We start from the raw sequence: 25,965 nt of genomic DNA, 5'->3' as shown, positions 1-25,965 counted from the left end.
TTTATGCTGAGCTTTCTCTGGGATTTGGCGTCGTTCATTGTTGCGCTTGGTGTTCTTATCACCGTGCATGAATTTGGCCATTTCTGGGTTGCTCGCCGTTGCGGCGTGAGAGTAGAGCGTTTTTCCATTGGTTTCGGTAAAGCGCTCTGGCGTCGCAAGGACAAGCAAGGTACGGAATTCGTTATAGCCGTCATTCCGCTTGGTGGTTACGTCAAAATGCTGGATGAGCGCGTTGAACCGGTGACGCCGGAAATGCGCCATTACGCCTTCAACAATAAAACCGTTGGCCAGCGTGCTGCGGTTATCGCTGCGGGACCCATCGCTAATTTCCTCTTTGCTATCGTGGCTTACTGGCTGGTTTTTATCATCGGTGTACCGGGTGTTCGGCCGGTTATTGGTGAAATCGCGCCCAATTCCATTGCGGCAAATGCGCAAATTACGCCAGGTACGGAACTTAAAGCGATTGATGGTATCGAAACGCCTGATTGGGATGCTGTGCGTTTGCAATTGATAGCCAAAATTGGTGACAAGCAAACCACACTCAGCGTGGCACCGTTTGGGAGCAATAACCGCCAGGACAAAGTTCTTGATTTACAACAGTGGAATTTTGCACCTGACAAAGACGACCCGGTAGCGTCATTAGGGATTCGTCCTCGCGGTGCGCAGGTTGAACCGGTATTAGCTGAGGTACAATTAGGCTCGGCTGCAAGCAAAGCAGGTTTGCAAGCTGGCGACAGGATCGTTAAAGTCGATGGTCAGCAGTTAACGCAGTGGATGACGTTTGTCACCCTGGTGCGCGATAATCCGGGCACACCGTTAGCTCTGGACATTGAAAGGCATGGGAGTCCCTTGTCTTTAACGCTAATTCCGGATGAGAAACCCGGTAACAAGGCGGAGGGTTTTGCTGGCGTAGTGCCGAAAATTATCCCGCTGCCAGATGAGTATAAGACAGTACGCCAGTACGGACCATTTAGCGCTATCGCTGAAGCTACGGACAAAACGTGGCAATTGATGAAGCTAACGGTCAGTATGTTGGGGAAATTGATAACCGGTGACGTAAAACTGAACAACCTCAGTGGGCCGATCTCGATCGCTCAGGGGGCTGGGATGTCAGCGGAGTTCGGGTTGATTTACTACCTGATGTTCCTCGCGTTGATAAGCGTGAACTTAGGCATCATCAACCTGTTCCCATTACCTGTCCTTGACGGAGGGCATCTGCTGTTTTTAGCGATTGAGAAGCTAAAAGGCGGACCGGTATCCGAGCGGGTTCAAGACTTTAGTTATCGCATTGGCTCGATTTTGCTGGTGTTGTTAATGGGGCTTGCACTTTTCAATGATTTCTCTCGGTTGTAAGAGAGTTTGTTAGGAAGAACGCATAATAACGATGGCGATGAAAAAGTTGCTCATAGCGTCGCTGCTGTTTAGCAGCGCCACCGTATACGGTGCTGACGGGTTCGTAGTGAAGGATATTCATTTCGAAGGCCTGCAGCGTGTCGCCGTTGGTGCGGCCCTCCTCAGTATGCCGGTGCGCCCAGGCGACACGGTGAATGATGAAGACATCAGTAACACCATCCGCGCCCTGTTTGCCACTGGTAACTTCGAGGATGTCCGCGTACTCCGCGACGGTGATACCCTTCTCGTTCAGGTGAAAGAACGTCCGACAATCGCCAGTATCACTTTCTCCGGCAACAAATCGGTGAAAGATGACATGCTGAAGCAGAACCTTGAAGCTTCAGGCGTGCGTGTAGGCGAATCTCTGGATCGCACTACACTGTCTGATATTGAAAAAGGACTGGAAGATTTCTACTACAGCGTTGGTAAATACAGTGCCAGCGTGAAAGCAGTTGTTACCCCTCTGCCACGTAACCGTGTTGACCTTAAGCTGGTCTTCCAGGAAGGCGTATCAGCGCAGATCCAACAGATCAACATCGTCGGGAACCATGCGTTCTCGACCGAAGAACTGATCTCCACCTTCCAGTTGCGCGATGAAGTGCCATGGTGGAACGTTGTGGGCGATCGCAAATACCAGAAACAGAAGCTGGCGGGCGATCTTGAAACATTGCGCAGTTACTATCTGGACCGCGGTTATGCGCGTTTTAATATTGATTCCACGCAGGTGAGTCTGACGCCGGATAAAAAAGGCATCTATATCACCGTCAACGTGACCGAAGGGGATCAGTACAAACTCTCGGGTGTTGAAGTCAACGGAAATCTGGCGGGTCACTCCGCAGAGATTGAAAGCATGACCAAAATCCAGCCGGGTGAACTGTATAACGGCACCAAAGTGACCAAAATGGAAGATGATATTAAAAAGCTTCTTGGTCGCTATGGCTATGCCTACCCTCGCGTTCAGTCGCAGCCGGAAATTAACGATACAGATAAAACCGTTAAGCTGCATGTGAATGTCGATGCGGGTAACCGCTACTATGTGCGTAAAATTCGTTTCGAAGGTAACGATACGTCGAAAGATGCCGTTCTGCGCCGTGAAATGCGTCAGATGGAAGGCGCATGGCTGGGCAGCGACCTCGTAGACCAGGGTAAAGAGCGTCTCAACCGTCTGGGTTACTTCGAAACGGTAGATACCGATACGCAGCGTGTGCCGGGCAGCCCGGATCAGGTTGACGTCGTGTATAAAGTTAAAGAGCGTAACACCGGTAGCTTCAACTTCGGTGTTGGCTACGGTACAGAAAGCGGTGTTAGCTTCCAGGTCGGTGTTCAGCAGGATAACTGGCTGGGTACCGGCTACTCTGTCGGTATCAACGGTACGAAAAACGACTACCAGACCTATTCCGAATTCTCAGTTACCAACCCGTACTTTACGGTGGATGGTGTGAGTCTCGGCGGGCGTATCTTCTACAATGACTTTAAAGCAGACAACGCCGATCTGTCCTCCTACACCAACAAAAGCTATGGTCTGGATGGCACGTTAGGCTTCCCGGTTAATGAATACAATACCCTGCGTATGGGTTTGGGCTATGTCCATAACGATCTGTCGAAGATGGAACCGCAGGTGGCGATGTGGCGTTATCTGGACTCTATCGGTCAAAGCGCCAGTAAAACCGATGATAATAATGGCTTCACGGCAAACGACTTCACCTTCAACTATGGTTGGACATACAACAACCTTGACCGTGGTTACTTCCCGACCAAGGGCTCACGTGTCAACCTGAATGGTAAAGTGACGATTCCAGGGTCCGATAACGAGTTCTACAAAGTTACGGTTGATACGGCGTCTTACTTCCCGATCGATGACGATCATAAATGGGTTGTGCTGGGACGTACGCGTTGGGGTTACGGTGACGGCCTGAGTGGTAAAGAACTGCCGTTCTATGAGAACTTCTATGCCGGTGGTTCCAGTAGTGTTCGTGGTTTCCAGTCCAATAACATTGGTCCGAAAGCTGTTTACTATGGAGCGAAGGGGCTGGATAACTGTGACTCGACGACGAAGAAATACTGTAGCTCCAGTGACGCCGTGGGCGGTAACGCAATGGGCGTGGCAAGCGTAGAGTTCATTACGCCGACGCCGTTTATCAGCGAGAAGTATGCGAATTCTGTGCGTACATCGTTCTTCTGGGATGCAGGTACAGTTTGGGATACCAACTGGCAAAATACTGCTGATATGAAGGCATTAGGCGTACCGGATTACAGTGACCCGAGCAATATCCGTATGTCCGCGGGTATCGCCTTACAATGGATGTCCCCATTGGGGCCGTTGGTTTTCTCCTACGCCCAGCCGTTTAAGAAATACGATGGAGACAAGGCAGAACAGTTCCAGTTTAACATTGGTAAAACCTGGTAACTTGCCGCTGCGAAGGAATGCATAAGTAGTGTCGTGATGGTGAGGCAGTGCGCTTCGTACTGTCCACCAACGCAAAGAACGGTACCTGCGGGTACAAACGGGATGGTGAGGAGTTAATTGTGAAAAAGTGGTTATTAGCTGCAGGTGTAGGTTTGGCAATGGCAACGTCTGCTCAGGCGGCCGATAAAATTGCGGTCGTGGATATGAACAGCCTGTTCCAACAGGTTGCGCAGACTTCTGGCGTTTCTCAGACAATGAAAAACGAATTCAGTGGCCGTGCCAGCGAACTGCAGCGTATGGAATCTGATCTGCAGACCAAAATGCAGCGTTATCAGCGTGACGGTTCCACAATGAAGGCGGCTGATCGTACTAAGCTGGAAAAAGATATCCAGGCTCAGCGTCAGGATCTGGCCCAGAAAGGTCAGGCTTTTGAACAGGATCAGGCTCGTCGCTCTAACGAAGAACGTGGCAAGCTGATGACCAAAATCCAGGCTGCTGTGAAGAAAGTTGCTTCCGACCAGGGTGTTGATCTGGTTATTCCTTCCAACGCCGCTATCTACAACAGCAATGACGTTAAAGACATCACTGCTGATGTACTGAAACAGGTTAAATAAGTAATGCCTTCAATTCGACTGTCTGATTTAGCTCAACAGTTGGATGCAGAGTTACACGGTGATGGCGATATCGTCATCACCGGCGTTGCGTCCATGCAATCCGCTAAAGCAGGGCAAATCACCTTCATGGTTAATCCAAAATACCGTGAAAGCTTAGCCGCCTGTCAGGCGTCTGCTGTCGTAATGACGCAAGACGATCTTCCTTTTGCCACAAGCGCTGCACTGGTAGTAAAAAACCCCTACCTGACATATGCACGCATGGCCCAAATTCTAGATACCACGCCGCAGCCGGCACAGAACATTGCCCCTGGGGCAGTGATCGATCCCGATGCGACGCTGGGGAACAACGTGGCGATTGGCGCAAACGCGGTCATCGAATCCGGTGTGATGCTTGGCGATAATGTCGTCATCGGCCCGGGCTGCTTCGTTGGGAAAAATACGAAAATTGGCGCGGGCTCCCGTTTATGGGCGAATGTGACCATTTACCACGAGATCGAGATCGGTGAGAATTGCCTGATTCAATCAGGCACAGTAATCGGTTCTGACGGTTTTGGTTATGCCAATGATCGCGGTAACTGGGTTAAGATCCCGCAACTTGGTCGTGTAATTATCGGCGATCGTGTTGAAATTGGTGCATGTACCACCATCGATCGCGGTGCGCTGGATGATACCCGCATTGGCAATGGTGTCATCATTGATAACCAGTGCCAGATTGCACATAACGTCGTGATTGGCGACAATACCGCGGTTGCTGGTGGCGTCATCATGGCGGGTAGTTTGAAAATTGGCCGTTATTGCATGATTGGCGGTGCCAGCGTTATCAACGGGCATATGGAAATCTGCGATAAAGTCACCGTGACGGGAATGGGGATGGTGATGCGTCCTATCACCGAGCCAGGAATTTATTCTTCCGGCATCCCGCTACAGCCGAACAAGGTGTGGCGTAAAACCGCAGCCCTGGTGATGAACATTGATGACATGAGCAAGCGCCTCAAAGCTATTGAGCGCAAGGTCAATAAAGAAGACTAATAGCTCGCTCGCTACGTTTAAACTTCCCGGCCTGTCGGCATTCTCACGATTGCCGCGGGCCGTGTTATTATGGCCATTTAGTATATTTAGACAGGAAGAGTATTTTGACTACTGACACTCATACTCTGCACATTGAAGAGATTCTGGAGCTTCTGCCGCACCGTTACCCGTTTTTGCTGGTAGACCGTGTGCTGGACTTTGAAGAAGGTCGTTTTCTGCGCGCAGTAAAAAATGTTTCGGTTAATGAGCCGTTTTTTCAGGGGCATTTCCCTGGTAAACCGATTTTGCCTGGCGTGTTGATTCTGGAAGCGATGGCGCAGGCAACCGGTATTCTGGCGTTTAAAAGCGTCGGTAAACTGGAACCTGGTGAGCTCTACTACTTCGCAGGTATCGATGAAGCGCGCTTTAAGCGCCCGGTTGTGCCAGGCGATCAAATGATCATGGAAGTAACCTTCGAAAAAACGCGCCGTGGTGTGACTCGCTTCAAGGGTGTCGCGCTGGTAGACGGTAAAGTTGTTTGTGAAGCTACTATGATGTGTGCACGTAGCCGGGAGGCCTGATACGTGATTGATAAAACCGCCTTTATTCATCCTTCTGCCATTGTTGAAGACGGTGCCGTTATTGGTGCCAATGTTCACATTGGTCCGTTTTGTATTGTTGGTGCTAATGTCGAAATCGGCGAAGGCACTGTACTGAAGTCTCATGTTGTTATTAATGGCCATACCAAAATTGGTCGCGATAATGAGATTTATCAGTTCACCTCCATTGGCGAGGTTAACCAGGATCTGAAATATGCTGGTGAACCGACCCGCGTGGAAATTGGCGATCGCAACCGCATCCGCGAAAGCGTCACCATTCACCGTGGCACAGTACAGGGCGGTGGGTTGACGAAGGTGGGCAGCGATAATCTGCTGATGGTCAATGCGCACGTTGCGCATGATTGCATCGTTGGCAGCCGCTGCATTCTGGCGAATAACGCCACACTGGGAGGCCATGTTTCCGTTGATGATTTCGCGATCATTGGCGGTATGACCGCGGTGCACCAGTTCTGCATTATCGGTGCGCACGTTATGGTTGGCGGCTGTTCTGGCGTTGCACAGGACGTTCCGCCGTTCGTGATTGCTCAGGGTAACCATGCCACTCCGTTTGGCGTGAATATTGAAGGTCTTAAGCGTCGGGGCTTTAGCCGTGAAGCAATCACCGCGATCCGTAACGCGTACAAATTGCTGTACCGCAGCGGCAAGACGCTGGACGAAGCGAAACCTGAAATTGCCGAGCTGGCAGAACAGCATCCGGAAGTGAAAACGTTCATCGAGTTTTTTGAACGTTCCACGCGTGGTTTAATTCGGTAATGGTCGAACGTCGTCCGTTAACGATTGCCCTCGTCGCCGGAGAAACCTCCGGCGATATTCTTGGTGCCGGTCTCATCCGCGCACTGAGAGCGCGTATGCCCAATGCGCGTTTCGTCGGTGTTGCCGGGCCGCGTATGCAGGCCGAAGGCTGCGAGGCCTGGTACGAAATGGAAGAGCTGGCCGTGATGGGTATTGTCGAGGTGCTTGGCCGCCTGCGACGTTTGCTGCATATTCGTGCTGACCTCACACGCCGCTTTAGTGAGCTTAAACCTGATGTTTTTGTCGGCATTGACGCACCCGATTTCAATATTACCCTTGAGGGGAACCTGAAAAAGAAGGGCATCAAGACCATTCATTATGTCAGCCCTTCGGTATGGGCCTGGCGTCAAAAACGCGTTTTCAAAATAGGCAGAGCCACCGATCTGGTGCTCGCATTTCTGCCTTTCGAAAAAGCGTTTTACGATAGATTCAATGTTCCCTGCCGTTTTATCGGTCATACCATGGCGGATGCAATGCCGCTGGAGCCGGATAAAAATGCGGCGCGGGACACATTAGGCATTCCTCATGACGCGCACTGCCTTGCGTTACTTCCGGGTAGCCGTGGCGCTGAGGTTGAGATGCTGAGCGCCGACTTTTTGCGTACGGCGCAACTATTACGCAACCATTATCCAGACCTTGAAGTCGTTGTGCCGCTGGTGAATGCAAAGCGGCGCGAACAATTCGAACGCATCAAAGCGGATGTTGCCCCTGAGCTACAGGTGCATATGCTGGATGGTCTGGCGCGGGAAGCGATGATTGCCAGTGATGCTGCATTACTGGCGTCAGGTACCGCTGCGCTGGAGTGTATGCTGGCGAAATGCCCGATGGTAGTGGGGTATCGAATGAAGCCGTTTACCTTCTGGCTGGCAAAACGTCTGGTCAAAACCGATTACGTTTCGCTGCCCAATTTACTGGCGGGACGTGAGCTTGTTAAAGAGTTGCTGCAGGATGAATGTCAGCCTCAGGCGCTGGCTGATGCGTTACTTCCTCTGCTGGCAAACGGTAAAACCAGCCATGCGATGCACGATATTTTCCGGGAGCTGCATTTGCAGATCCGCTGTAATGCCGATGAGCAGGCCGCAGACGCCGTACTGGAGTTGGCACAATGATGGAATTTGTTTACCCCCATACGCACCTGGTTGCCGGTGTGGATGAAGTCGGACGCGGTCCGTTGGTTGGCGCAGTGGTGACAGCCGCTGTCATCCTCGATCCTGCACGTCCCATTATCGGTCTTAATGACTCAAAAAAATTATCTGAGAAACGCCGTCTGGCACTGTATGACGAGATCAAAGAGAAGGCGCTGGCCTGGAATCTGGGTCGCGCAGAGCCTCATGAAATCGACGAGTTAAATATTCTGCATGCCACGATGCTCGCAATGCAGCGTGCGGTTGCTGGTTTGGGGATCATTCCGGAGTATGTTCTCATCGACGGTAACCGTTGCCCCAAACTGCCTATGCCTTCGCTGGCGGTTGTAAAAGGCGATAGTCGGGTGCCTGAAATCAGCGCCGCCTCCATTCTGGCCAAGGTCACCCGCGACGCAGAAATGGCCTCGCTCGATCTGACTTTTCCCCAATACGGTTTCGCGCAGCATAAAGGCTACCCGACTGCTTTCCATCTGGAAAAACTGGCTGAGCATGGCGCAACGGAACATCATCGGCGCAGTTTTGCGCCCGTCAAACGCGTGCTGGGCCTTGTGTCCTGATTCTGTGACGTGAAGAGATCTGAAAATGGCTGAACCACGTTTCGTACACCTGCGGGTGCATAGCGACTACTCCATGATAGACGGGCTGGCAAAAACCGGGCCGCTGGTGAAAAAGGCAGCCGCACTCGGCATGCCTGCGCTGGCGATTACCGATTTTACCAACCTGTGTGGCCTGGTGAAGTTTTACGGAACAGCCCATGGCGCCGGGTTAAAGCCGATTGTGGGGGCTGATTTTCATGTTCAGAGCGAACTGATCCCAGACGAACTGACGCAGCTCACTGTACTGGCAACAAACAATGTCGGCTATCAAAACCTGACGCTGCTGATTTCCCGTGCCTATCAACGTGGATACGGGGCGGCCGGTCCGTGGATTGACCGCGACTGGCTGGTTGAGCTGAAAGAAGGGCTAATTCTGTTGTCTGGTGCCCGGATGGGGGATGTTGGTAAAAGCCTGATGCGCGGTAATAGCGCTCTGGTCGATCAGTGTGTGGCGTTTTACGAAGAGCATTTCCCCAACAACTATTATCTCGAACTGATTCGTACCGGTCGTGCGGACGAAGAGAGCTATTTGCATGCGGCGGTGCAGCTCGCCGAAGAACGCGGTCTGCCTGTTGTGGCAACCAACGATGTGCGTTTTCTCGATGCGGGCGACTTTGACGCTCATGAAATCCGCGTTGCTATTCACGACGGCTTTACCCTTGATGATCCTAAGCGTCCGCGTAACTACTCTGCCCAGCAATATATGCGCAGTGAAGACGAGATGTGTGAGTTATTTTCCGACATCCCGGAAGCGCTGGAAAACACGGTAGAAATTGCCAAGCGTTGTAACGTCACGGTGCGTCTGGGCGAGTATTTTCTGCCTCAGTTCCCGACCGGGGACATGACCACCGAAGATTTTCTTGTTGCGAAGTCGAAAGAGGGACTGGAAGAGCGTCTGGCATTCCTTTTTCCGGATGAAACGGTCCGTAAAGAGAAACGCCCTGAGTATGACGAGCGTCTGGATATTGAACTCCAGGTTATCAACCAGATGGGCTTTCCAGGCTACTTCCTCATCGTAATGGAGTTTATCCAGTGGTCGAAAGACAACGGTGTGCCGGTAGGGCCCGGTCGTGGTTCCGGTGCGGGATCGCTGGTGGCCTATGCGTTGAAAATTACCGACCTCGACCCGCTGGAATTTGACCTGCTGTTCGAACGTTTCCTTAACCCGGAACGTGTTTCCATGCCCGACTTTGACGTCGATTTCTGTATGGAAAAACGCGATCAGGTTATCGACCACGTGGCGGATATGTACGGGCGTGATGCGGTATCGCAGATCATCACCTTCGGTACGATGGCGGCAAAAGCGGTTATTCGCGACGTAGGCCGCGTGCTGGGGCATCCGTACGGTTTTGTGGATCGTATCTCCAAGCTGGTTCCGCCCGATCCGGGGATGACGCTGGCGAAAGCGTTTGAAGCGGAACCGCAACTGCCGGAAATTTACGAAGCCGACGAAGAAGTTAAAGCGCTGATCGACATGGCGCGTAAACTGGAAGGTGTCACTCGTAACGCAGGTAAACATGCCGGCGGCGTGGTTATTGCGCCGACCAAAATTACCGATTTTGCGCCGCTCTATTGTGATGAAGCAGGGCAACATCCGGTCACCCAGTTTGATAAGAACGATGTGGAATATGCAGGTCTCGTGAAGTTCGACTTCCTGGGGTTGCGTACGCTCACCATCATCAACTGGGCGCTGGAGATGATCAACGCCCGTCGAGAGAAAAACGGCGAGCCGCCGCTGGATATCGCCGCTATCCCGCTTGATGACAAGAAAAGCTTCGACATGCTGCAACGCTCGGAGACCACCGCGGTCTTCCAGCTTGAATCCCGCGGCATGAAAGACCTGATTAAGCGTCTGCAGCCTGACTGCTTCGAAGATATGATTGCGCTCGTGGCCCTGTTCCGTCCGGGCCCATTGCAGTCGGGGATGGTGGATAACTTTATCGACCGTAAGCACGGGCGCGAAGAGATCTCCTACCCGGATGTTCAATGGCAGCATGAGAGCCTGAAACCGGTACTGGAGCCGACCTACGGCATCATCCTGTATCAGGAACAGGTGATGCAGATAGCCCAGGTGCTCTCTGGCTACACCCTCGGTGGCGCGGATATGCTGCGTCGTGCGATGGGTAAGAAAAAGCCTGAGGAGATGGCCAAGCAGCGTTCCATCTTTGAAGACGGGGCGAAAAAGAACGGCATTGACGGTGAACTGGCGATGAAAATCTTCGACCTGGTGGAGAAATTCGCCGGGTACGGATTTAACAAATCGCACTCTGCTGCCTATGCTTTAGTCTCATACCAGACGCTGTGGCTAAAAGCACACTATCCGGCAGAGTTTATGGCGGCGGTAATGACTGCCGATATGGACAACACCGAGAAGGTGGTAGGTCTGGTGGACGAATGCTGGCGTATGGGACTCAAGATCCTGCCGCCGGATATCAACTCTGGCCTGTACCATTTCCACGTGAATGACGACGGTGAAATTGTTTACGGTATTGGTGCGATCAAGGGCGTGGGTGAAGGCCCGATTGAAGCGATCCTTGAGGCCCGTAATAACGGCGGCTATTTCCGGGAACTGTTTGATCTTTGCGCCCGTACCGATACCAAAAAACTCAATCGCCGGGTGCTGGAAAAACTGATAATGTCCGGGGCGTTTGACAGGCTGGGGCCGCACCGTGCTGCACTGATGAACTCGTTGGGCGACGCGCTGAAAGCCGCCGATCAGCACGCGAAAGCGGAAGCGATCGGTCAGGCGGATATGTTCGGTGTCCTGGCAGAAGAACCAGAGCAGGTGGAACAGTCCTACGCCAGCTGCCAGCCGTGGCCAGAGCAGGTGGTGCTGGACGGTGAACGTGAAACCCTGGGGCTGTATCTGACCGGGCATCCGATCACCCAGTATTTAAAAGAGATCGATCGTTACGTCGGTGGTTACCGGCTAAAAGACATGCACCCGACCGAACGTGGCAAAGTCACCACGGCGGCGGGGCTGGTGATTGCTGCGCGGGTTATGGTCACCAAGCGCGGTAATCGTATTGGCATCTGTACCCTGGATGACCGTTCCGGGCGCCTGGAAGTCATGTTGTTCACGGACGCCCTGGATAAATATCAGCAACTGCTGGAAAAAGACCGCATACTGATCGTCAGCGGACAGGTCAGCTTTGATGACTTTAGCGGGGGGCTTAAAATGACCGCCCGCGAAGTGATGGACATTGACGAAGCTCGTGAAAAATATGCGCGCGGGCTTGCTATCTCGCTGACGGACAGGCAAATTGATGACCAGCTTTTGAACCGACTCCGTCAGTCTCTGGAACCCCACCGCTCGGGGACCATTCCAGTACATCTCTACTATCAGAGGGCGGATGCACGTGCACGATTACGTTTCGGCGCAACGTGGCGTGTCTCTCCGAGTGATCGTTTATTAAACGATCTCCGTGGCCTCATTGGTTCGGAGCAGGTGGAACTGGAGTTTGACTAATACAGGAATACTATGAGTCTGAATTTCCTTGATTTCGAACAGCCGATTGCCGAGCTGGAAGCGAAAATCGATTCTCTGACGTCAGTAAGCCGTCAGGATGAAAAACTGGATATTAACATCGATGAAGAAGTGCATCGTCTGCGTGAAAAAAGCGTAGAGTTGACGCGCAAAATCTTTGCCGATCTTGGTGCATGGCAAGTCGCCCAGCTGGCACGCCATCCGCTGCGTCCATACACCCTGGATTATGTCCGCCTCGCATTTGATGAATTCGACGAGCTGGCTGGCGACCGCGCTTATGCGGACGATAAAGCCATCGTTGGTGGTATCGCTCGCCTCGATGGTCGCCCGGTGATGATTATCGGCCACCAGAAAGGACGTGAAACCAAAGAAAAAATTCGCCGTAATTTTGGTATGCCGGCACCGGAAGGGTATCGTAAAGCGCTGCGCCTGATGGAAATGGCTGAACGTTTCAATATGCCGATCATCACCTTTATCGACACCCCAGGCGCATATCCTGGTGTGGGTGCGGAAGAACGTGGTCAGTCTGAGGCGATCGCGCGTAACCTGCGTGAAATGTCCCGCCTGAGCGTACCGGTCATTTGTACCGTTATCGGTGAAGGCGGCTCTGGCGGTGCACTGGCTATTGGCGTGGGTGACAAAGTGAATATGCTGCAATACAGCACCTATTCCGTTATCTCCCCGGAGGGCTGTGCGTCCATTCTGTGGAAAAGCGCAGACAAAGCACCATTAGCTGCTGACGCAATGGGTATCATTGCACCGCGTCTGAAAGAGCTGAAACTGATCGACTCGATCATTCCGGAGCCGTTAGGTGGTGCACACCGTAACCCGGAAGCAACCGCTGCTTCTCTGAAAGCGCAGTTGATTGCAGATCTGGCGGATCTGGACGTACTGAGCAAAGATGATCTGCGTAATCGCCGTTACCAGCGTCTGATGAGCTACGGTTACGCCTGATAAGCGTTGAAAGATCATTCTGAAAAGCCACACAGTGTTGTGGCTTTTTTTATACCCTCTGTTTACATCAGCTATGATTAACTTAGGTTTTTTTCAGGAGGTAACCGTGAATATTATTGCCATCATGGGGCCGCACGGCGTCTTTTATAAAGATGAGCCGATCAAGGAGCTTGAGCAGGCGCTCCAGGCGCGAGGATTTCAGATAATCTGGCCTCAAAATAGCAGCGACCTGCTGAAATTCATCGAACACAACCCGCGCATCTGCGGTGTCATTTTCGACTGGGACGAGTACACGCTCGATTTATGCAGCGATATCAACCAGCTCAACGAATACCTTCCCCTTTATGCCTTTATTAACACCCATTCGACGCTGGACGTCAGCGCACAAGATATGCGCATGGCGCTGTGGTTTTTTGAATATGCCCTGGGAATGGCCGATGACATTGCGACACGCATTGGGCAGTACACGAAAGAGTATCTCGATAACATCACGCCGCCCTTTACCAAAGCGCTGTTTACTTATGTGAAAGAAGGGAAATATACCTTCTGCACGCCAGGTCATATGGCAGGTACGGCTTACCTGAAAAGCCCGGTCGGCTGCCTGTTTTATGATTTCTTCGGCGGTAATACGCTGAAAGCAGATGTTTCTATCTCTGTCACGGAGCTGGGTTCGCTTCTGGACCATAGCGGGCCACATCTGGAAGCCGAGGAGTATATCGCCCGCACCTTTGGCGCTGAGCAAAGCTATATGGTCACTAACGGGACCTCCACCTCCAATAAAATTGTTGGCATGTATGCCGCGCCGGTAGGCAGTACGCTGCTTATTGATCGCAATTGCCACAAGTCACTGGCTCATCTGCTGATGATGAATGACGTTACGCCGCTGTGGTTGAAACCGGGACGTAATGCGCTGGGGATTCTGGGCGGCATTCCGCGCCGGGAATTTACCCATGCCAGCATTGAGCAAAAAATTGCTGCAACCGCTGGTGCAGCCTGGCCGGTCCATGCGGTAATCACCAACTCCACTTACGATGGGCTGTTGTACAACACCGACTGGATTAAAAAAACGCTGGACGTGCCTTCTATTCATTTCGATTCCGCCTGGGTGCCGTACACCAACTTTCACCCGATTTATGCCGGAAAGAGCGGCATGAGTGGTGAGCGGGTACCTGGCAAAGTGATATTTGAAACGCAATCGACGCACAAAATGCTGGCGGCGTTTTCGCAGGCCTCGCTTATTCATGTTAAGGGTGAATATGACGAAGACACTTTTAATGAAGCGTTTATGATGCACACGTCCACATCGCCGAGCTATCCGCTGGTAGCCTCCATTGAGACCGCTGCGGCCATGTTGCGCGGTAACCCGGGTAAGCGACTGATTAACCGTTCGGTTGAACGCGCTTTGCATTTTCGTAAAGAGGTTCAGCGGTTAAAAGATGAAGCCGATGGCTGGTTTTTTGATATCTGGCAGCCGGAGGAGATCGATGAGGCGGACTGCTGGCCGGTCGCGCCGGGGGAAAGCTGGCACGGTTTTCGCGATGCCGATGAAGATCATATGTTCCTCGATCCGGTCAAGGTGACGATTCTGACGCCTGGTATGGATGAACAAGGCAATATGAGTGAAGAGGGCATCCCGGCGGCGCTGGTGGCGAAGTTTCTTGATGAGCGCGGCGTGGTAGTTGAAAAAACGGGTCCTTACAATCTGTTGTTCCTGTTCAGTATCGGGATCGACAAAACCCGCGCCATGGGCTTACTGCGTGGATTAATGGAGTTCAAGCGAGCCTACGATCTCAATTTACGCGTGAAGAATATGCTGCCGGATCTGTATGCCGAAGATCCTGATTTCTACCGCAACATGCGGATCCAGGATCTTGCGCAGGGCATCCATAAATTGATTCGTCAGCACGATCTGCCACAGCTGATGCTGCGGGCGTTTGATGTGTTACCGGAAATGAAGCTGACGCCGCATCAGGCATGGCAACAGCAAATCCGTGGTGAGGTAGAAACCATCGAACTCGAAAGGCTTACGGGACGTATCTCCGCCAATATGATCTTACCTTACCCGCCGGGAGTGCCGTTACTGATGCCAGGAGAGATGATCACCGAAGCGAGCCGCTCGGTTTTGGATTTCCTGTTAATGCTCTGTGCAATAGGGCGGCACTATCCGGGGTTTGAGACGGATATCCATGGCGCGAAGAGGGGAGAAGATGGCGTCTATTGGGTACGTGTCTTAAAAAGACCGTAGCCTCTTGCGGGTTACCTGCCACAACGGTAACGTGCGAAAAGACAAAAGGAGACACTATGCTGGGTTTAAAACAGGTACATCACATCGCCATCATCGCCACGGATTATGTAAAGAGCAAAGCGTTTTATTGCGATATCCTGGGTTTTACGCTTCAAAGCGAAGTTTATCGGGAAGAACGCGACTCCTGGAAAGGGGATCTGGCGTTGAATGGGCAGTATGTCATTGAGTTATTTTCGTTTCCTTTTCCGCCAGCACGTCCGAGTGGGCCGGAAGCCTGCGGATTGCGTCATCTGGCCTTCAGCGTGGCGGATATCGATCAAGCGGTTGCTCACCTGCAGGCGCATAATGTCTCCTGCGAAGCGATACGTGTGGATCCCTACACCGGTAAGCGTTTTACCTTTTTTAAAGATCCCGACAACCTGCCGCTGGAACTCTATCAGCAGTAAGCCTTGCCAGTCACAGGAATGCCCGGTAACGTGCCGGGCATGATTTCCGTTTTGGTTACTACCATGACCCTGCCATTACTTTCCCAGGTACCTGCTAACCGACGCCAGTTTTTAGTGGCATTCAGCGGTGGGCTCGATTCGACGGTACTGCTGCACCGTCTGGTACAGTGGCGTCATCAGCAGCCGGATATTTCCCTGCGCGCGATTCATATTCACCACGGATTAAGTCCCAATGCAGATGCCTGGGCAGCCCACTGTCAGCAGGTATGCGATGGCTGGCAGGTGCCGCTTGTTGTTCATCGGGTACAACTGGTGGCGGAAGGCAATGGGATTGAAGCACAGGCGAGAAAAGCGCGCTATGCCGCCTTTACTCAGGCGTTAGTTCCCGGGGAGTTGCTGCTCACCGCCCAGCATCTTGACGACCAGTGCGAGACGTTTTTACTGGCGCTTAAGCGGGGGAGTGGTCCGGCCGGGCTTGCGGGTATGCCGGAAACGCTGCCTTTTGCCGATACCTTGCTCCTCAGACCATTGTTGAATGAAACACGCGAGTCCCTGCTTCGCTGGGCGCAGAATCATGGCTTATTGTGGATTGAAGATGAAAGTAACGCCGATGATGCATATGACCGCAACTTCCTGCGTTTGCGCGTTCTGCCTGTCTTGAATGCCCGCTGGCCGCATTTCGCTGATGCGGTTGCCCGGAGTGCGGCCTTATGCGGCGAGCAGGAGCAATTGCTTGATGAACTGCTGGTAGAAGAGCTTGCGACGGCGACTCACCGTGACGGTGGGCTGTCGATTGCGGCGCTGGAAACCTTAAGCACGGTACGACGGGCCGCTATTTTGCGTCGTTGGCTTTCTGCGCAGCAGGCGCCGATGCCATCCCGGGAGACGCTGCGACGAGTCTGGCAAGAGGTGGCATTAGCCAGAGAAGATGCCGCGCCATGCCTGTGTGTTGGCGATCATGAAATCCGCCGCTATCAGGGCTATTTGTGGTGGGTTAAGGCATATCCGAGCCAGCGTGAGAATGTTCTGCTTTGGGCTAATCCTCTTTTACCGCTGACATTACCTGACGGGCTTGGCGTTCTGCGGCTTATGCCTGGCGATGAACTGCGGCCACCGAAGGCTGACGAAGTGGTATCGGTACGTTTTCAGGCGACGGGGACCTTGCACATCCAGGGGCGTAACGGTGGTCGTAAGCTTAAAAAGATCTGGCAGGAGCTGGGGGTTGCGCCATGGCGTCGGGATACAACGCCACTGCTCTTTTACGGTGAGTCACTGATTGCTGCAGCGGGCGTGTTTATTACGCAGGAGGGCAAAGCAGAAAATGGGCAACCCGGAATGCGGCTAACGTGGCAGAAATAACGGGCAGTCAGCGCTGCCCGAAAAGTGCTGTCAGGATTCGCTCACCACGACGGTGCCGATTTCCGGATGACTAAAGCTGGCAATTTTGTCGAGACGCAGTTCGCGCGTTGCTCCTGCAATTTCAACAACCAAATATTCCACATTTTTGCGAGAGACTAAATCGCTGGCTTTTGCCTGCAACGTTTCGCCATCTTTGAGCTCGAGCGTCAGTAGGAGATGATGCTGACAGGCGAGTTCCAGGTTGTCATAGTCATCGCAATTGATGGGTTGATAGGTATCATTCATTGACATAATCGCTCACCAGTAAGTTCGCGGCAGCATACGCCGCCTTTTCCCTGACCGACTCTGAAACGGCATCGTCCGAGGCCACTTCATTCAAAACTTTCAATACGCACCCCAGCGCATCCGGGATATACCCTAAGTCTCCGCTGGCAATTTCCGCATACCGCTGGCGTATTAACTCACAATAATTTCCCACACGTCCTCCTGTCAGCACCCTGGCTTTACTGTGAGATACCATTAAGCCTACGAAGATTAACTCTGTTTAGCAAGGTGACTATACCATACCCGGCTGGTCATTATCAGAGTGATGAAATAACCGCAGGATAAGAGATAACAGCACGTTATACCTTTATTCGCTACAATAGCCGCTGTTATGCAAAGGAGGCGGTATGGCGCTTAAAGCAACCATTTATAAAGCTACTGTGAATGTGGCAGATTTAGACCGGAATCAGTTTCTCGATGCCACATTGACGCTTGCCCGTCATCCCTCCGAGACGCAGGAGCGTATGATGCTGCGCCTGCTGGCATGGATTAAATTCGCCGATGAACGGCTGCAGTTCACCCGTGGGCTCTGTGCGGATGACGAGCCCGAAGTGTGGCTGCGCAATGATCATCTGGGTATCGACTTGTGGATTGAGCTCGGATTGCCGGACGAACGACGCATAAAGAAAGCCTGCTCCCAGTCGAAAGAGGTGGCGCTGTTCACCTATAACACTCGCGCGGCCCAAATCTGGTGGCAGCAGAATCAGACAAAACTCGCTGTATTTAAAAATCTGAGTATCTGGTATCTGGATGATGAGCAACTGGCGATGCTCAGTGGGCTGGCAGGACGGACAATGTCGCTGCAGGCCACTCTTCAGGAAGGAACTATCTGGCTGAGTGATACTCAAAACAACCTGGAAATCCAGCTGACGACCTGGCAACAGCACGCATGATTGAGATATCCCATGAGGTCACTATTCCTGATGAAGAACTGGAGATTACGGCGATTCGCGCGCAAGGAGCGGGTGGGCAGCATGTGAATAAGGCTTCTACGGCGATCCATTTGCGTTTCGATATTCGTGCGTCCAGCTTGCCCGAGTTTTATAAAGAGAAGCTGCTGGCAGCGACGCATCATCTCGTAACGTCTGAGGGCGTCGTGATCATCAAGGCCCAGGAGTACCGTAGCCAGGAAATGAATCGCGAAGCGGCGATCGCCCGTCTGGTGGCGTTAATCAGGGAACTGACGGTGGTGCAAAAAAGCCGTCGGGCTACCCGTCCAACGCGAGCATCGAAAGAGCGTCGTCTGGCGGGAAAAGCACAGAAATCTTCTGTAAAAGCGCTACGAGGGAAGGTTCGTCGCCTGCAGGAGTGACGGAAGAGATAAGAACTGTTCATAAGGAAAAAAGAGTGAATAAAGCGATTGTATCTTTGGCTGCGGTAATGACACTCTTTGCGCTGATGGGGTGTAACAACCGGGGAGAGGTTGAAACGATAACTCCCGTGCGGGCTGAAAAGCTCAAGCCAATGCAACAGAGCTGGCGCGGTATACTGCCGTGCGCAGATTGTGAAGGCATCGAAACCTCATTGTTCCTTGAAAAAGATGGCACCTGGGTGATGAATCAGGGCTATCAGGGCGGCAAAACGCCATCTAATTTTGCCTCCTACGGGCGATGGGCACGCACCGCGGACAAGCTGGTGCTGACGGATGCCGGTGGTGAGAAACTCTATTTCCGCGCGAAAGGCAGTGCGCTGGAAATGCTGGATCGTGAAGGGAATCCGATTCACTCGCAGCTAAATTATGTATTGCAGCCTGTCACGGCGCCATTACCGACAACGCCGATGGCGATGCGTGGCATGTATTCGCGTACTGCTGGCATGGCGGAGTTCGCCGATTGTATTACGGGCAAGCGGTTTGCGGTAAGTCACGATGCGCGGCTCGAACAGCAATATAAAGCAGCGGCAGGTCAGGCTTCGCAGCCGGTATTACTGGAGTTGGAAGGACATTTCACGCTACAGCCGAAAACGGATAACGGTGTGATGGAGAAGGCGCTGGTGGCTGATAAAAACGCAAAATTTAGCGCCGGAAAAGATTGTAATCATTAATAAAAAAAGCCTCGCATATGCGAGGCTTTTTACTGTTAGCCCTTGATGGCGCTGACCAGGTAATTCAGGATATCACCCGTCTTAATCATCTGTTTCTCGCCAGTGCGACGGTATTTGTATTCGATCTCGTCGTTGTCGAGGTTACGGTCGCCCAGCACGATGGTGTGCGGAATTCCGATGAGCTCCATATCGGCGAACATTACGCCAGGGCGCTCTTTACGGTCATCCATCAGTACGTCGATACCTTGCGCGCTCAGCTCAGCATACAGTTTCTCGGCCAACTCCTGCACGCGGTAAGATTTGTGCATGTTCATTGGCAGAATTGCTACCTGGAACGGCGCAATAGCTTCTGGCCATACGATACCGCGATCGTCGAAGTTCTGTTCAATCGCCGCAGCCACAACGCGGGTTACCCCGATACCGTAGCAACCCATGGTCAGGATCTGGTTACGGCCATCTTCGCCCTGAACGGACGCCTTGAGCGCTTCTGAGTATTTAGTACCTAACTGGAAAATGTGACCAACTTCGATACCGCGTTTGATCAGAAGTGTACCCTGACCATCCGGGCTTGGATCGCCGGCAACTACGTTACGGATATCCGCAACTTCCGGAGTTGCTACGTCGCGGTCCCAGTTGATACCAAAGTAGTGTTTACCATCAATGTTAGCGCCAGCGGCAAAATCGCTCATTGCTGCAACGGTACGGTCGATAACGACCGGAATCGGCATGTTTACCGGCCCCAGAGAACCCGGACCCGCATTTACCACGGCACGGATTTCGGCTTCGGTCGCGAAAGTCAGCGGGCTGGCAACCTGCGCCAGTTTTTCTGCTTTTACTTCGTTCAGTTCGTGATCGCCACGCACCAACAGGGCAACCAGCGGGTGGCTACTGCCTTCAGCGGCTTTCACCAGTAGCGTTTTGACGGTTTTTTCAATGGGCAGGTTGAACTGTTCAACCAGTTCAGCAATGGTTTTCGCGTTCGGTGTATCAACCAGCGCCATCTCCTGGGTGGCCGCAGCACGCGGCGCTTTCGGCGCTACAGCTTCTGCCAGTTCGATATTTGCGGCATAGTCAGAGGTATCGGAGAAGACGATATCATCTTCGCCACTCTGTGCCAGTACCTGGAACTCATGAGACGCGCTACCGCCAATAGAGCCGGTATCTGCCTGAACCGGGCGGAACTCCAGCCCGATACGGGTAAAGATTTTGCTGTAGGCGGCATACATCGCGTCGTAGGTTTCCTGCAGAGATTCCTGAGAGGTATGGAAAGAGTAAGCATCTTTCATCAGGAATTCACGGGAACGCATTACGCCGAAACGCGGGCGTACTTCGTCACGGAATTTGGTCTGGATCTGGAAGAAGTTCAGCGGCAGCTGTTTGTAAGAGCTGAGCTCGTTACGAATCAGATCGGTGATCACCTCTTCGTGAGTTGGGCCGAGTACAAACGGACGCTCACCACGGTCAGAAATACGCAGCAGTTCAGGGCCGTACTGTTCCCAACGACCACTCTCTTGCCACAGTTCAGATGGCTGAACTACCGGCATTAACACCTCAATCGCACCGGCGTTATTCATCTCTTCACGCACGATATTTTCGACTTTTTTCAGAACACGCACGCCGGTCGGCAGCCAGGTATACAACCCGGAGGCCAGCTTGCGGATCATCCCGGCGCGCAACATCAACTGGTGGCTGATGACTTCGGCGTCGGCAGGTGTCTCCTTCAGTGTGGAGAGCAGGTATTGGCTAGTACGCATGTTGTTACGGTTCCATTTGGACGATTGGAACAGACTCAAAAGGAGCCTGATTCAAAAAAAGTGATTCAGTTTACCAGCGAGAAAGAGATGCCAAAAGTAGAGGGAGGAGAAATTAACGGCCTTCCAGCGCAAACACTTCAAAACCTGCCGGGGTCACGCGCCAGCGCACGTTAAAATCCAGCAACAAGACAGCGTACGTTTTCCCCATTTCCTCATCTTTACGGTATGCCGGGCGCGGATCCTGCGCCAGGACCTCAATAATAAACGACTTTAGTTGCGGGTAACGCTTTTCTAACTGTGGAAATGTCGCTTCAATCTCTGGCCTGAAGTATACCGGCATCTCCGCGACGGGGGCCTGCTGCGCATAGCTGGCGCTGGCATGCGGCAGAGCCTCAGCAAAAGGTAAATACGGCTTAATATCCACGACGGGCGTGCCGTCAACAAGATCGAGGCTTCCCAGTTGCAAAATGACATGCTCTTTCGCGCAGTGAATGCCTTTAAGCTCCACCAAAGACATGCCAATCGGGTTAGGGCGGAAAGTCGAACGGGTAGCGAAAACTCCCATCCGCGCATTACCACCGAGTCGGGGAGGGCGTACCGTAGGGCGCCAGCCGCTAGCCATCGTCTGGTGGAAAATGAACACAACCCAAAGATGACTGAATGCCTCGAGTCCGCGTACGGCTTCGGCCTGATTATAGGGAGGCAACAGATGGAGTTCGCCGCCCCCGTGTTTAACCAGACCCGGCTGACGGGGAACGGCAAACTTCTCTTTATAGGGAGAGCGAATGACGCCTATCTGCTCAAGGGCAAATGTGGTCATTTCGCCGTTACGTTCAGCGCTGAACCTATGCACACAGCCTGACGGTAGCAACCCGGCGTACCGCTGGTGATTTCGCAGCTATGGAGCAGTACCGCATTCGCTTTCATTTTTGATGCGTTGATCTGCATGCGTTTACGGGCGGTCGGGATATTCGGTGGTGAATCCTGATTGGTTGCCTGGCAAGAGTCGCCGGTAACTTCGCCTAAATCACGGAACGGTTTACCCACTAAATCTTCAGCATTGGTAATGATTCGAACCGGCGTCTGACGCGGAGGTTTCGGTTTTGCTGGCTCTGTTTTAGGCGGGGTTGCTGTGCTTTGAACAGGTTCGACAGGAGATCTGCTTAGCATTGAACAGCCGCTCAGCATGAGTGCTAAAAAACAGATCGGTAAAGCACGCATAATATATCCTCAAAAAATGATCTTAACGCCGCTTATTGAATCAGGAGCTTGCACAAATGACAAGACGGGCATGTGCCCGTCCTGAAGGATATTACTGACGGGAAGGATTACCAGCCTTTCACCGCACCGCCATTGAAGACTTTGTTCGCTGCTTCGTTGACTTCGTCAGACTGATAAGCCTTAACGAATTTTTTCACGTTTTCTGCGTCTTTGTTGTCTTCGCGGGTAACGATCAGGTTAACGTACGGAGAGTCTTTATCTTCGACAAAGATACCATCTTTTGCAGGCGTCAAATTGATCTGGCTGGCATAGGTGGTGTTAATAACGGCCAGCGCAATTTGTGCATCGTCCAGAGAGCGCGGCAGTTGCGGGGCTTCCAGCTCAACAATTTTCAGGTTTTTCGGGTTTTCTGTGATATCCAGAGCTGTCGGCAGCAGACCAACACCGTCTTTCAGTTTGATCAGACCCTGTTTCTGCAACAGCAGCAGGGAACGGCCGAGGTTAGTCGGGTCGTTCGGTACAGCGACCTGAGCGCCTTCCTGCAATTCATCAATAGATTTGATTTTTTTGGAGTAGCCTGCGATCGGGTAAACGAAGGTATTGCCAACAGCAACCAGTTTGTAGCCACGATCTTTAATCTGCTGATCCAGATACGGTTTGTGCTGGAAGGCATTTGCGTCAATGTCGCCTTTGCTCAGCGCTTCGTTCGGCAGTACATAGTCATTGAAGGTGACCAGTTCAACATCCAGGCCATATTTTTCTTTAGCGACTTTCTGCGCCACTTCGGCAACCTGCTGTTCAGCACCGACGATGACGCCGACTTTAATGTGGTTTGGATTCTTTTCATCCTGACCACAACCTACCAGAGCCAGAGAACCAATCAGGGCACCCACTGCCGCAAAGGTCTTGAATTTAAAAGCCATGTGTTTTTTCCTTTCTTTCAGAGTCGTTGTGTTGTGAGCAACATTATTTATGCGTAACAGAGCGAACGATACGATCGCCTGCAAACTGAATTAAGTAAACCAGAATCACCAACAGTGCCAGGACGGTATTCATCACAATGGCGTTATAGCCAATGTAGCCATACTGGTAGCCTATCTGTCCCAGGCCGCCAGCGCCCACAGCACCACCCATTGCGGAATAACCCACCAGGGTGATTAAGGTAATTGTTGCCGCATTGACCAGACCTGGCAGCGCTTCCGGCAGCAACACCTTACGGATGATCTGCATCGGGGTTGCGCCCATTGCGCGGGAGGCTTCAATCAGGCCGGTCGGGATTTCCAGCAGGGCGTTTTCCACCATACGGGCAATAAAAGGTGCTGCACCGACGGTCAATGGCACTATTGCTGCCTGCAGGCCGATAGACGTTCCCACAATAATGCGGGTGAACGGGATCATCCAGACCAGTAAAATAATGAATGGGATCGAACGGAAAATATTCACCAGAGCCGAAATGGTACGGTAGAGCTTTGCATTCTCCGAAATTTGTCCAGGGCGCGAGACATACAGCAGAACGCCAACCGGCAGACCCAGCACAAAACCGAAGAAACCGGATACGAAAGTCATCGCCAGCGTTTCCCAGACGCCACGCGCCAGTAACCACATCATTGCCTCAGACATAACCCAGCACCTCTACTTTCACATGGTGTTCCTTAAGCCAGGCAATAGCGGCTTGCGTATCCTGCGGCTCGCCGTGCATTTCAGTCAACATAATGCCGAATTTCACGCCGCCGGCGTAATCCATCTGCGCGCTGATAATATTGTTATTCACGTTATAGCGGCGTGCGGTCTCAGAAAGCAGTGGGGCATCAACCGATTGACCGGTGAATTCCATGCGTAACATTGGCACGCTGCCTGCCAGTGGCTGATCTTTCAGACGCTGCTGGTAATCCTCAGGGATATCAAGATGCAACGTTGATTGAATAAATTGCTGTGCCAGTGGCGTTTTGGGGTGAGAGAACACTTCACTTACCGTGTCCTGCTCGATCAACTCACCATTACTGATAACGGCAACGCAGTCACAAATGCGTTTTACAACATCCATTTCATGGGTAATGAGCAGAATTGTCAGGCCCAGGCGACGGTTGATGTCTTTTAATAACTCCAGAATGGAACGCGTCGTTGCCGGATCCAGCGCGCTGGTGGCTTCGTCACAGAGCAGTACTTTTGGGTTGCTTGCCAGTGCGCGGGCAATGGCCACACGCTGCTTTTGGCCACCGGACAGGTTCGCCGGATAGCTGTCATGTTTGTCGCCCAGCCCAACCAGGTCCAACAACTCTCTGACGCGACGGTTAATCTCTTCGCACGGCGTGTTATCCAGTTCAAGCGGCAAGGCGACGTTACCAAACACGGTGCGGGAAGAGAGTAAATTAAAATGCTGGAAGATCATGCCAATCTGGCGGCGAGCTTTGGTCAGTTGTGCTTCTGAAAGGGCGGTCAGCTCCTGGCCGTCAACCTGGACACTACCCTGGGATGGGCGCTCAAGCAGGTTAACGCAGCGTATAAGCGTACTTTTACCGGCGCCAGAAGCACCAATGACGCCATAAATTTGCCCGGCAGGAACATGCAGGCTGACATTATTCAACGCCTGAATGGTGCGAGTTCCCTGCTGGAACACTTTGGTAATATTGGAAAGTTTAATCATCAGATTATTTTTATCGTATGAGAGTTAGCCGTGGCATTTTATTCTGCCTGTTACGGGTGATAACCGTAAGCAAGACGGATGTTAAGGCATCCAGACGTCTAAATCAATCGAACCCTGCGCGATGAGCACTTTCCTGTGCGATGAAACATGAGATACTAGGCTCACATGCCTTTTTCAGGAGCAACCCGGTGGCAAAATCAGTACCCGCAATTTTCCTCGACCGTGATGGCACTATTAATGTCGACCATGGTTATGTGCACGAAATTGATAATTTCGAATTTATAGATGGTGTCATTGACGCCATGCGCGAACTAAAAGCGATGGGCTTCGCTCTGGTGGTGGTGACCAATCAGTCCGGTATCGCACGCGGTAAATTCACCGAAGCGCAGTTTGAAACGCTCACCGAATGGATGGACTGGTCATTGGCCGATCGCGATGTCGATCTGGATGGTATCTATTATTGTCCGCATCACCCTCAAGGGACGGTAGAAGAGTTCCGCCAGGTATGTGACTGCCGTAAACCACATCCGGGCATGCTTATTTCTGCCCGAGACTATCTGCACATTGATATGTCTGCTTCTTATATGGTGGGCGACAAAATCGAGGATATGCAGGCCGCTGCCGCTGCTGGTGTGGGAACTAAAGTGCTGGTGCGTACCGGGAAGCCCGTTACGCCAGAGGCGGAAAATGCGGCCGATTGGGTGATTAATAGCCTTGCGGACCTGCCTGCAGCTATCAAAAAGCAACAAAAATAACCGTTGTGATGAAAAGATGAGCGGTTGAAATAAAAATGCATTTTTTCGCTTGTCATTCATCGTGGGCCGCCTATAATGCGCCTCCATCGACAAGGCGGATGTGAATCACTTCACACAAACAGCCGGTTCGGTTGAAGAGAAAAAATCCTGAAAATCAGG

The 25,965-nt window shown here is 52.3% G+C and carries 25 protein-coding genes; 17 read left to right on the top strand and 8 right to left on the bottom strand.

What is annotated here, in order from left to right:
- The first annotated feature begins 3 nt into the window (after positions 1 to 3).
- The 13 genes from rseP to tilS all read left to right on the top strand — a co-directional run bounded on the left by rseP (position 4) and on the right by tilS (position 17,065).
- The gene (rseP, locus tag AAIG39_RS16115; protein WP_343194263.1) at positions 4 to 1,353 is read left to right on the top strand and encodes a sigma E protease regulator RseP; all 1,350 of its coding nucleotides are present in this window, start codon (positions 4 to 6) and stop codon (positions 1,351 to 1,353) included.
- A gap of 31 nt (positions 1,354 to 1,384) precedes the next feature.
- Positions 1,385 to 3,799 carry an outer membrane protein assembly factor BamA gene (bamA, locus tag AAIG39_RS16110; RefSeq protein WP_249569276.1) on the top strand — a complete coding sequence of 805 codons (2,415 nt, stop codon included), beginning with the start codon at positions 1,385 to 1,387 and terminating at the stop codon, positions 3,797 to 3,799.
- Between the two features lie 119 nt (positions 3,800 to 3,918).
- Positions 3,919 to 4,413 carry a molecular chaperone Skp gene (skp, locus tag AAIG39_RS16105; protein ID WP_039078473.1) on the top strand — a complete coding sequence of 165 codons (495 nt, stop codon included), beginning with the start codon at positions 3,919 to 3,921 and terminating at the stop codon, positions 4,411 to 4,413.
- 3 nt (positions 4,414 to 4,416) lie between these two features.
- A complete protein-coding gene (gene lpxD / locus AAIG39_RS16100; RefSeq protein ID WP_249569275.1) occupies positions 4,417 to 5,442 on the top strand; it encodes a UDP-3-O-(3-hydroxymyristoyl)glucosamine N-acyltransferase in 1,026 nt (341 codons plus the stop codon).
- A gap of 104 nt (positions 5,443 to 5,546) precedes the next feature.
- The gene (gene fabZ, locus AAIG39_RS16095) at positions 5,547 to 6,002 is read left to right on the top strand and encodes a 3-hydroxyacyl-ACP dehydratase FabZ (protein ID WP_090081757.1); all 456 of its coding nucleotides are present in this window, start codon (positions 5,547 to 5,549) and stop codon (positions 6,000 to 6,002) included.
- A 3-nt stretch (positions 6,003 to 6,005) separates the two neighbouring features.
- Positions 6,006 to 6,794 carry an acyl-ACP--UDP-N-acetylglucosamine O-acyltransferase gene (lpxA, locus tag AAIG39_RS16090; RefSeq protein WP_090081760.1) on the top strand — a complete coding sequence of 263 codons (789 nt, stop codon included), beginning with the start codon at positions 6,006 to 6,008 and terminating at the stop codon, positions 6,792 to 6,794.
- Complete coding sequence (lpxB, locus tag AAIG39_RS16085) at positions 6,794 to 7,942, top strand: lipid-A-disaccharide synthase (protein WP_090081761.1); 1,149 nt, start codon at positions 6,794 to 6,796, stop codon at positions 7,940 to 7,942. The genes lpxA and lpxB overlap by 1 nt, the downstream gene beginning before the upstream one ends.
- Complete coding sequence (gene rnhB, locus AAIG39_RS16080; RefSeq protein ID WP_090081764.1) at positions 7,939 to 8,535, top strand: ribonuclease HII; 597 nt, start codon at positions 7,939 to 7,941, stop codon at positions 8,533 to 8,535. Before lpxB ends, rnhB begins: the two co-directional genes overlap by 4 nt.
- A gap of 25 nt (positions 8,536 to 8,560) precedes the next feature.
- Complete coding sequence (gene dnaE / locus AAIG39_RS16075) at positions 8,561 to 12,043, top strand: DNA polymerase III subunit alpha (RefSeq protein WP_343194262.1); 3,483 nt, start codon at positions 8,561 to 8,563, stop codon at positions 12,041 to 12,043.
- A 12-nt stretch (positions 12,044 to 12,055) separates the two neighbouring features.
- Positions 12,056 to 13,015 (top strand): acetyl-CoA carboxylase carboxyl transferase subunit alpha, encoded by a 960-nt coding sequence (accA, locus tag AAIG39_RS16070; protein ID WP_090081769.1) that lies wholly within the window; start codon positions 12,056 to 12,058, stop codon positions 13,013 to 13,015.
- A 106-nt stretch (positions 13,016 to 13,121) separates the two neighbouring features.
- Positions 13,122 to 15,260 carry a lysine decarboxylase LdcC gene (locus AAIG39_RS16065; protein WP_090081773.1) on the top strand — a complete coding sequence of 713 codons (2,139 nt, stop codon included), beginning with the start codon at positions 13,122 to 13,124 and terminating at the stop codon, positions 15,258 to 15,260.
- A 56-nt stretch (positions 15,261 to 15,316) separates the two neighbouring features.
- Positions 15,317 to 15,706 (top strand): VOC family protein, encoded by a 390-nt coding sequence (locus tag AAIG39_RS16060; RefSeq protein WP_090081776.1) that lies wholly within the window; start codon positions 15,317 to 15,319, stop codon positions 15,704 to 15,706.
- 63 nt (positions 15,707 to 15,769) lie between these two features.
- A complete protein-coding gene (tilS, locus tag AAIG39_RS16055; protein ID WP_343194299.1) occupies positions 15,770 to 17,065 on the top strand; it encodes a tRNA lysidine(34) synthetase TilS in 1,296 nt (431 codons plus the stop codon).
- Between the two features lie 30 nt (positions 17,066 to 17,095).
- On the opposite strand, the gene rof is transcribed toward tilS, so the two are convergent.
- Together rof and AAIG39_RS16045 are read right to left on the bottom strand one after the other, a co-directional pair.
- Positions 17,096 to 17,356, bottom strand: coding sequence for a Rho-binding antiterminator (gene rof, locus AAIG39_RS16050; RefSeq protein ID WP_139223010.1), 261 nt, complete (start codon positions 17,354 to 17,356; stop codon positions 17,096 to 17,098).
- The gene (locus AAIG39_RS16045; protein ID WP_039078450.1) at positions 17,343 to 17,543 is read right to left on the bottom strand and encodes a YaeP family protein; all 201 of its coding nucleotides are present in this window, start codon (positions 17,541 to 17,543) and stop codon (positions 17,343 to 17,345) included. Before AAIG39_RS16045 ends, rof begins: the two co-directional genes overlap by 14 nt.
- 193 nt (positions 17,544 to 17,736) lie before the next feature.
- Between AAIG39_RS16045 and AAIG39_RS16040 the strand changes: the two genes are divergently transcribed.
- Genes AAIG39_RS16040 through nlpE form a run of 3 tightly spaced genes read left to right on the top strand, consistent with a single transcriptional unit; the run spans position 17,737 to position 19,432 of the window.
- A complete protein-coding gene (locus AAIG39_RS16040) occupies positions 17,737 to 18,282 on the top strand; it encodes a YaeQ family protein (protein WP_343194261.1) in 546 nt (181 codons plus the stop codon).
- Positions 18,279 to 18,701, top strand: coding sequence for an alternative ribosome rescue aminoacyl-tRNA hydrolase ArfB (gene arfB, locus AAIG39_RS16035; RefSeq protein ID WP_343194260.1), 423 nt, complete (start codon positions 18,279 to 18,281; stop codon positions 18,699 to 18,701). The genes AAIG39_RS16040 and arfB overlap by 4 nt, the downstream gene beginning before the upstream one ends.
- Before the next feature lie 35 nt (positions 18,702 to 18,736).
- On the top strand, positions 18,737 to 19,432 hold the full coding sequence (gene nlpE / locus AAIG39_RS16030) for an envelope stress response activation lipoprotein NlpE (protein WP_090081784.1): 696 nt from the start codon (positions 18,737 to 18,739) through the stop codon (positions 19,430 to 19,432).
- Between the two features lie 35 nt (positions 19,433 to 19,467).
- On the opposite strand, the gene proS is transcribed toward nlpE, so the two are convergent.
- From proS to metN, 6 genes are all read right to left on the bottom strand, one after another.
- Positions 19,468 to 21,186 carry a proline--tRNA ligase gene (proS, locus tag AAIG39_RS16025; RefSeq protein ID WP_343194259.1) on the bottom strand — a complete coding sequence of 573 codons (1,719 nt, stop codon included), beginning with the start codon at positions 21,184 to 21,186 and terminating at the stop codon, positions 19,468 to 19,470.
- Positions 21,187 to 21,298: 112 nt separating this feature from the next.
- Positions 21,299 to 22,006 carry a tRNA (N6-threonylcarbamoyladenosine(37)-N6)-methyltransferase TrmO gene (gene tsaA, locus AAIG39_RS16020; RefSeq protein WP_343194258.1) on the bottom strand — a complete coding sequence of 236 codons (708 nt, stop codon included), beginning with the start codon at positions 22,004 to 22,006 and terminating at the stop codon, positions 21,299 to 21,301.
- The gene (gene rcsF / locus AAIG39_RS16015; protein ID WP_090081792.1) at positions 22,003 to 22,407 is read right to left on the bottom strand and encodes an Rcs stress response system protein RcsF; all 405 of its coding nucleotides are present in this window, start codon (positions 22,405 to 22,407) and stop codon (positions 22,003 to 22,005) included. Before rcsF ends, tsaA begins: the two co-directional genes overlap by 4 nt.
- A gap of 107 nt (positions 22,408 to 22,514) precedes the next feature.
- A complete protein-coding gene (metQ, locus tag AAIG39_RS16010; RefSeq protein ID WP_090081795.1) occupies positions 22,515 to 23,330 on the bottom strand; it encodes a methionine ABC transporter substrate-binding lipoprotein MetQ in 816 nt (271 codons plus the stop codon).
- A gap of 43 nt (positions 23,331 to 23,373) precedes the next feature.
- On the bottom strand, positions 23,374 to 24,027 hold the full coding sequence (locus tag AAIG39_RS16005; RefSeq protein ID WP_039078458.1) for a methionine ABC transporter permease MetI: 654 nt from the start codon (positions 24,025 to 24,027) through the stop codon (positions 23,374 to 23,376).
- The gene (metN, locus tag AAIG39_RS16000; RefSeq protein WP_343194257.1) at positions 24,020 to 25,051 is read right to left on the bottom strand and encodes a methionine ABC transporter ATP-binding protein MetN; all 1,032 of its coding nucleotides are present in this window, start codon (positions 25,049 to 25,051) and stop codon (positions 24,020 to 24,022) included. The genes AAIG39_RS16005 and metN overlap by 8 nt, the downstream gene beginning before the upstream one ends.
- Before the next feature lie 188 nt (positions 25,052 to 25,239).
- Here metN and gmhB point away from each other — a divergent pair, with 188 nt between their 5' ends.
- The gene (gmhB, locus tag AAIG39_RS15995; protein ID WP_249569266.1) at positions 25,240 to 25,806 is read left to right on the top strand and encodes a D-glycero-beta-D-manno-heptose 1,7-bisphosphate 7-phosphatase; all 567 of its coding nucleotides are present in this window, start codon (positions 25,240 to 25,242) and stop codon (positions 25,804 to 25,806) included.
- Positions 25,807 to 25,965: the final 159 nt, after the last annotated feature.

This window comes from Phytobacter palmae, assembly GCF_039409775.1.
GTDB lineage: Bacteria > Pseudomonadota > Gammaproteobacteria > Enterobacterales > Enterobacteriaceae > Phytobacter > Phytobacter palmae.
Note: the sequence above shows the minus strand (reverse complement) of the source record. Positions and strands in the feature narration are given on the sequence as shown.

Coding starts and splice junctions, on each gene's coding strand:
- bamA (WP_249569276.1), top strand. CDS start 1,385: ATGGCGATGAAAAAGTTGCTCATAGCGTCGCTGCTGTTTAGCAGCGCC.
- lpxD (WP_249569275.1), top strand. CDS start 4,417: ATGCCTTCAATTCGACTGTCTGATTTAGCTCAACAGTTGGATGCAGAG.
- dnaE (WP_343194262.1), top strand. CDS start 8,561: ATGGCTGAACCACGTTTCGTACACCTGCGGGTGCATAGCGACTACTCC.
- metQ (WP_090081795.1), bottom strand. CDS start 23,330: ATGGCTTTTAAATTCAAGACCTTTGCGGCAGTGGGTGCCCTGATTGGT.
- accA (WP_090081769.1), top strand. CDS start 12,056: ATGAGTCTGAATTTCCTTGATTTCGAACAGCCGATTGCCGAGCTGGAA.
- rnhB (WP_090081764.1), top strand. CDS start 7,939: ATGATGGAATTTGTTTACCCCCATACGCACCTGGTTGCCGGTGTGGAT.
- rseP (WP_343194263.1), top strand. CDS start 4: ATGCTGAGCTTTCTCTGGGATTTGGCGTCGTTCATTGTTGCGCTTGGT.
- AAIG39_RS16005 (WP_039078458.1), bottom strand. CDS start 24,027: ATGTCTGAGGCAATGATGTGGTTACTGGCGCGTGGCGTCTGGGAAACG.
- tilS (WP_343194299.1), top strand. CDS start 15,770: ATGACCCTGCCATTACTTTCCCAGGTACCTGCTAACCGACGCCAGTTT.
- metN (WP_343194257.1), bottom strand. CDS start 25,051: ATGATTAAACTTTCCAATATTACCAAAGTGTTCCAGCAGGGAACTCGC.
- proS (WP_343194259.1), bottom strand. CDS start 21,186: ATGCGTACTAGCCAATACCTGCTCTCCACACTGAAGGAGACACCTGCC.
- AAIG39_RS16060 (WP_090081776.1), top strand. CDS start 15,317: ATGCTGGGTTTAAAACAGGTACATCACATCGCCATCATCGCCACGGAT.
- tsaA (WP_343194258.1), bottom strand. CDS start 22,006: ATGACCACATTTGCCCTTGAGCAGATAGGCGTCATTCGCTCTCCCTAT.
- lpxB (WP_090081761.1), top strand. CDS start 6,794: ATGGTCGAACGTCGTCCGTTAACGATTGCCCTCGTCGCCGGAGAAACC.
- arfB (WP_343194260.1), top strand. CDS start 18,279: ATGATTGAGATATCCCATGAGGTCACTATTCCTGATGAAGAACTGGAG.
- AAIG39_RS16040 (WP_343194261.1), top strand. CDS start 17,737: ATGGCGCTTAAAGCAACCATTTATAAAGCTACTGTGAATGTGGCAGAT.
- rof (WP_139223010.1), bottom strand. CDS start 17,356: ATGTCAATGAATGATACCTATCAACCCATCAATTGCGATGACTATGAC.
- rcsF (WP_090081792.1), bottom strand. CDS start 22,407: ATGCGTGCTTTACCGATCTGTTTTTTAGCACTCATGCTGAGCGGCTGT.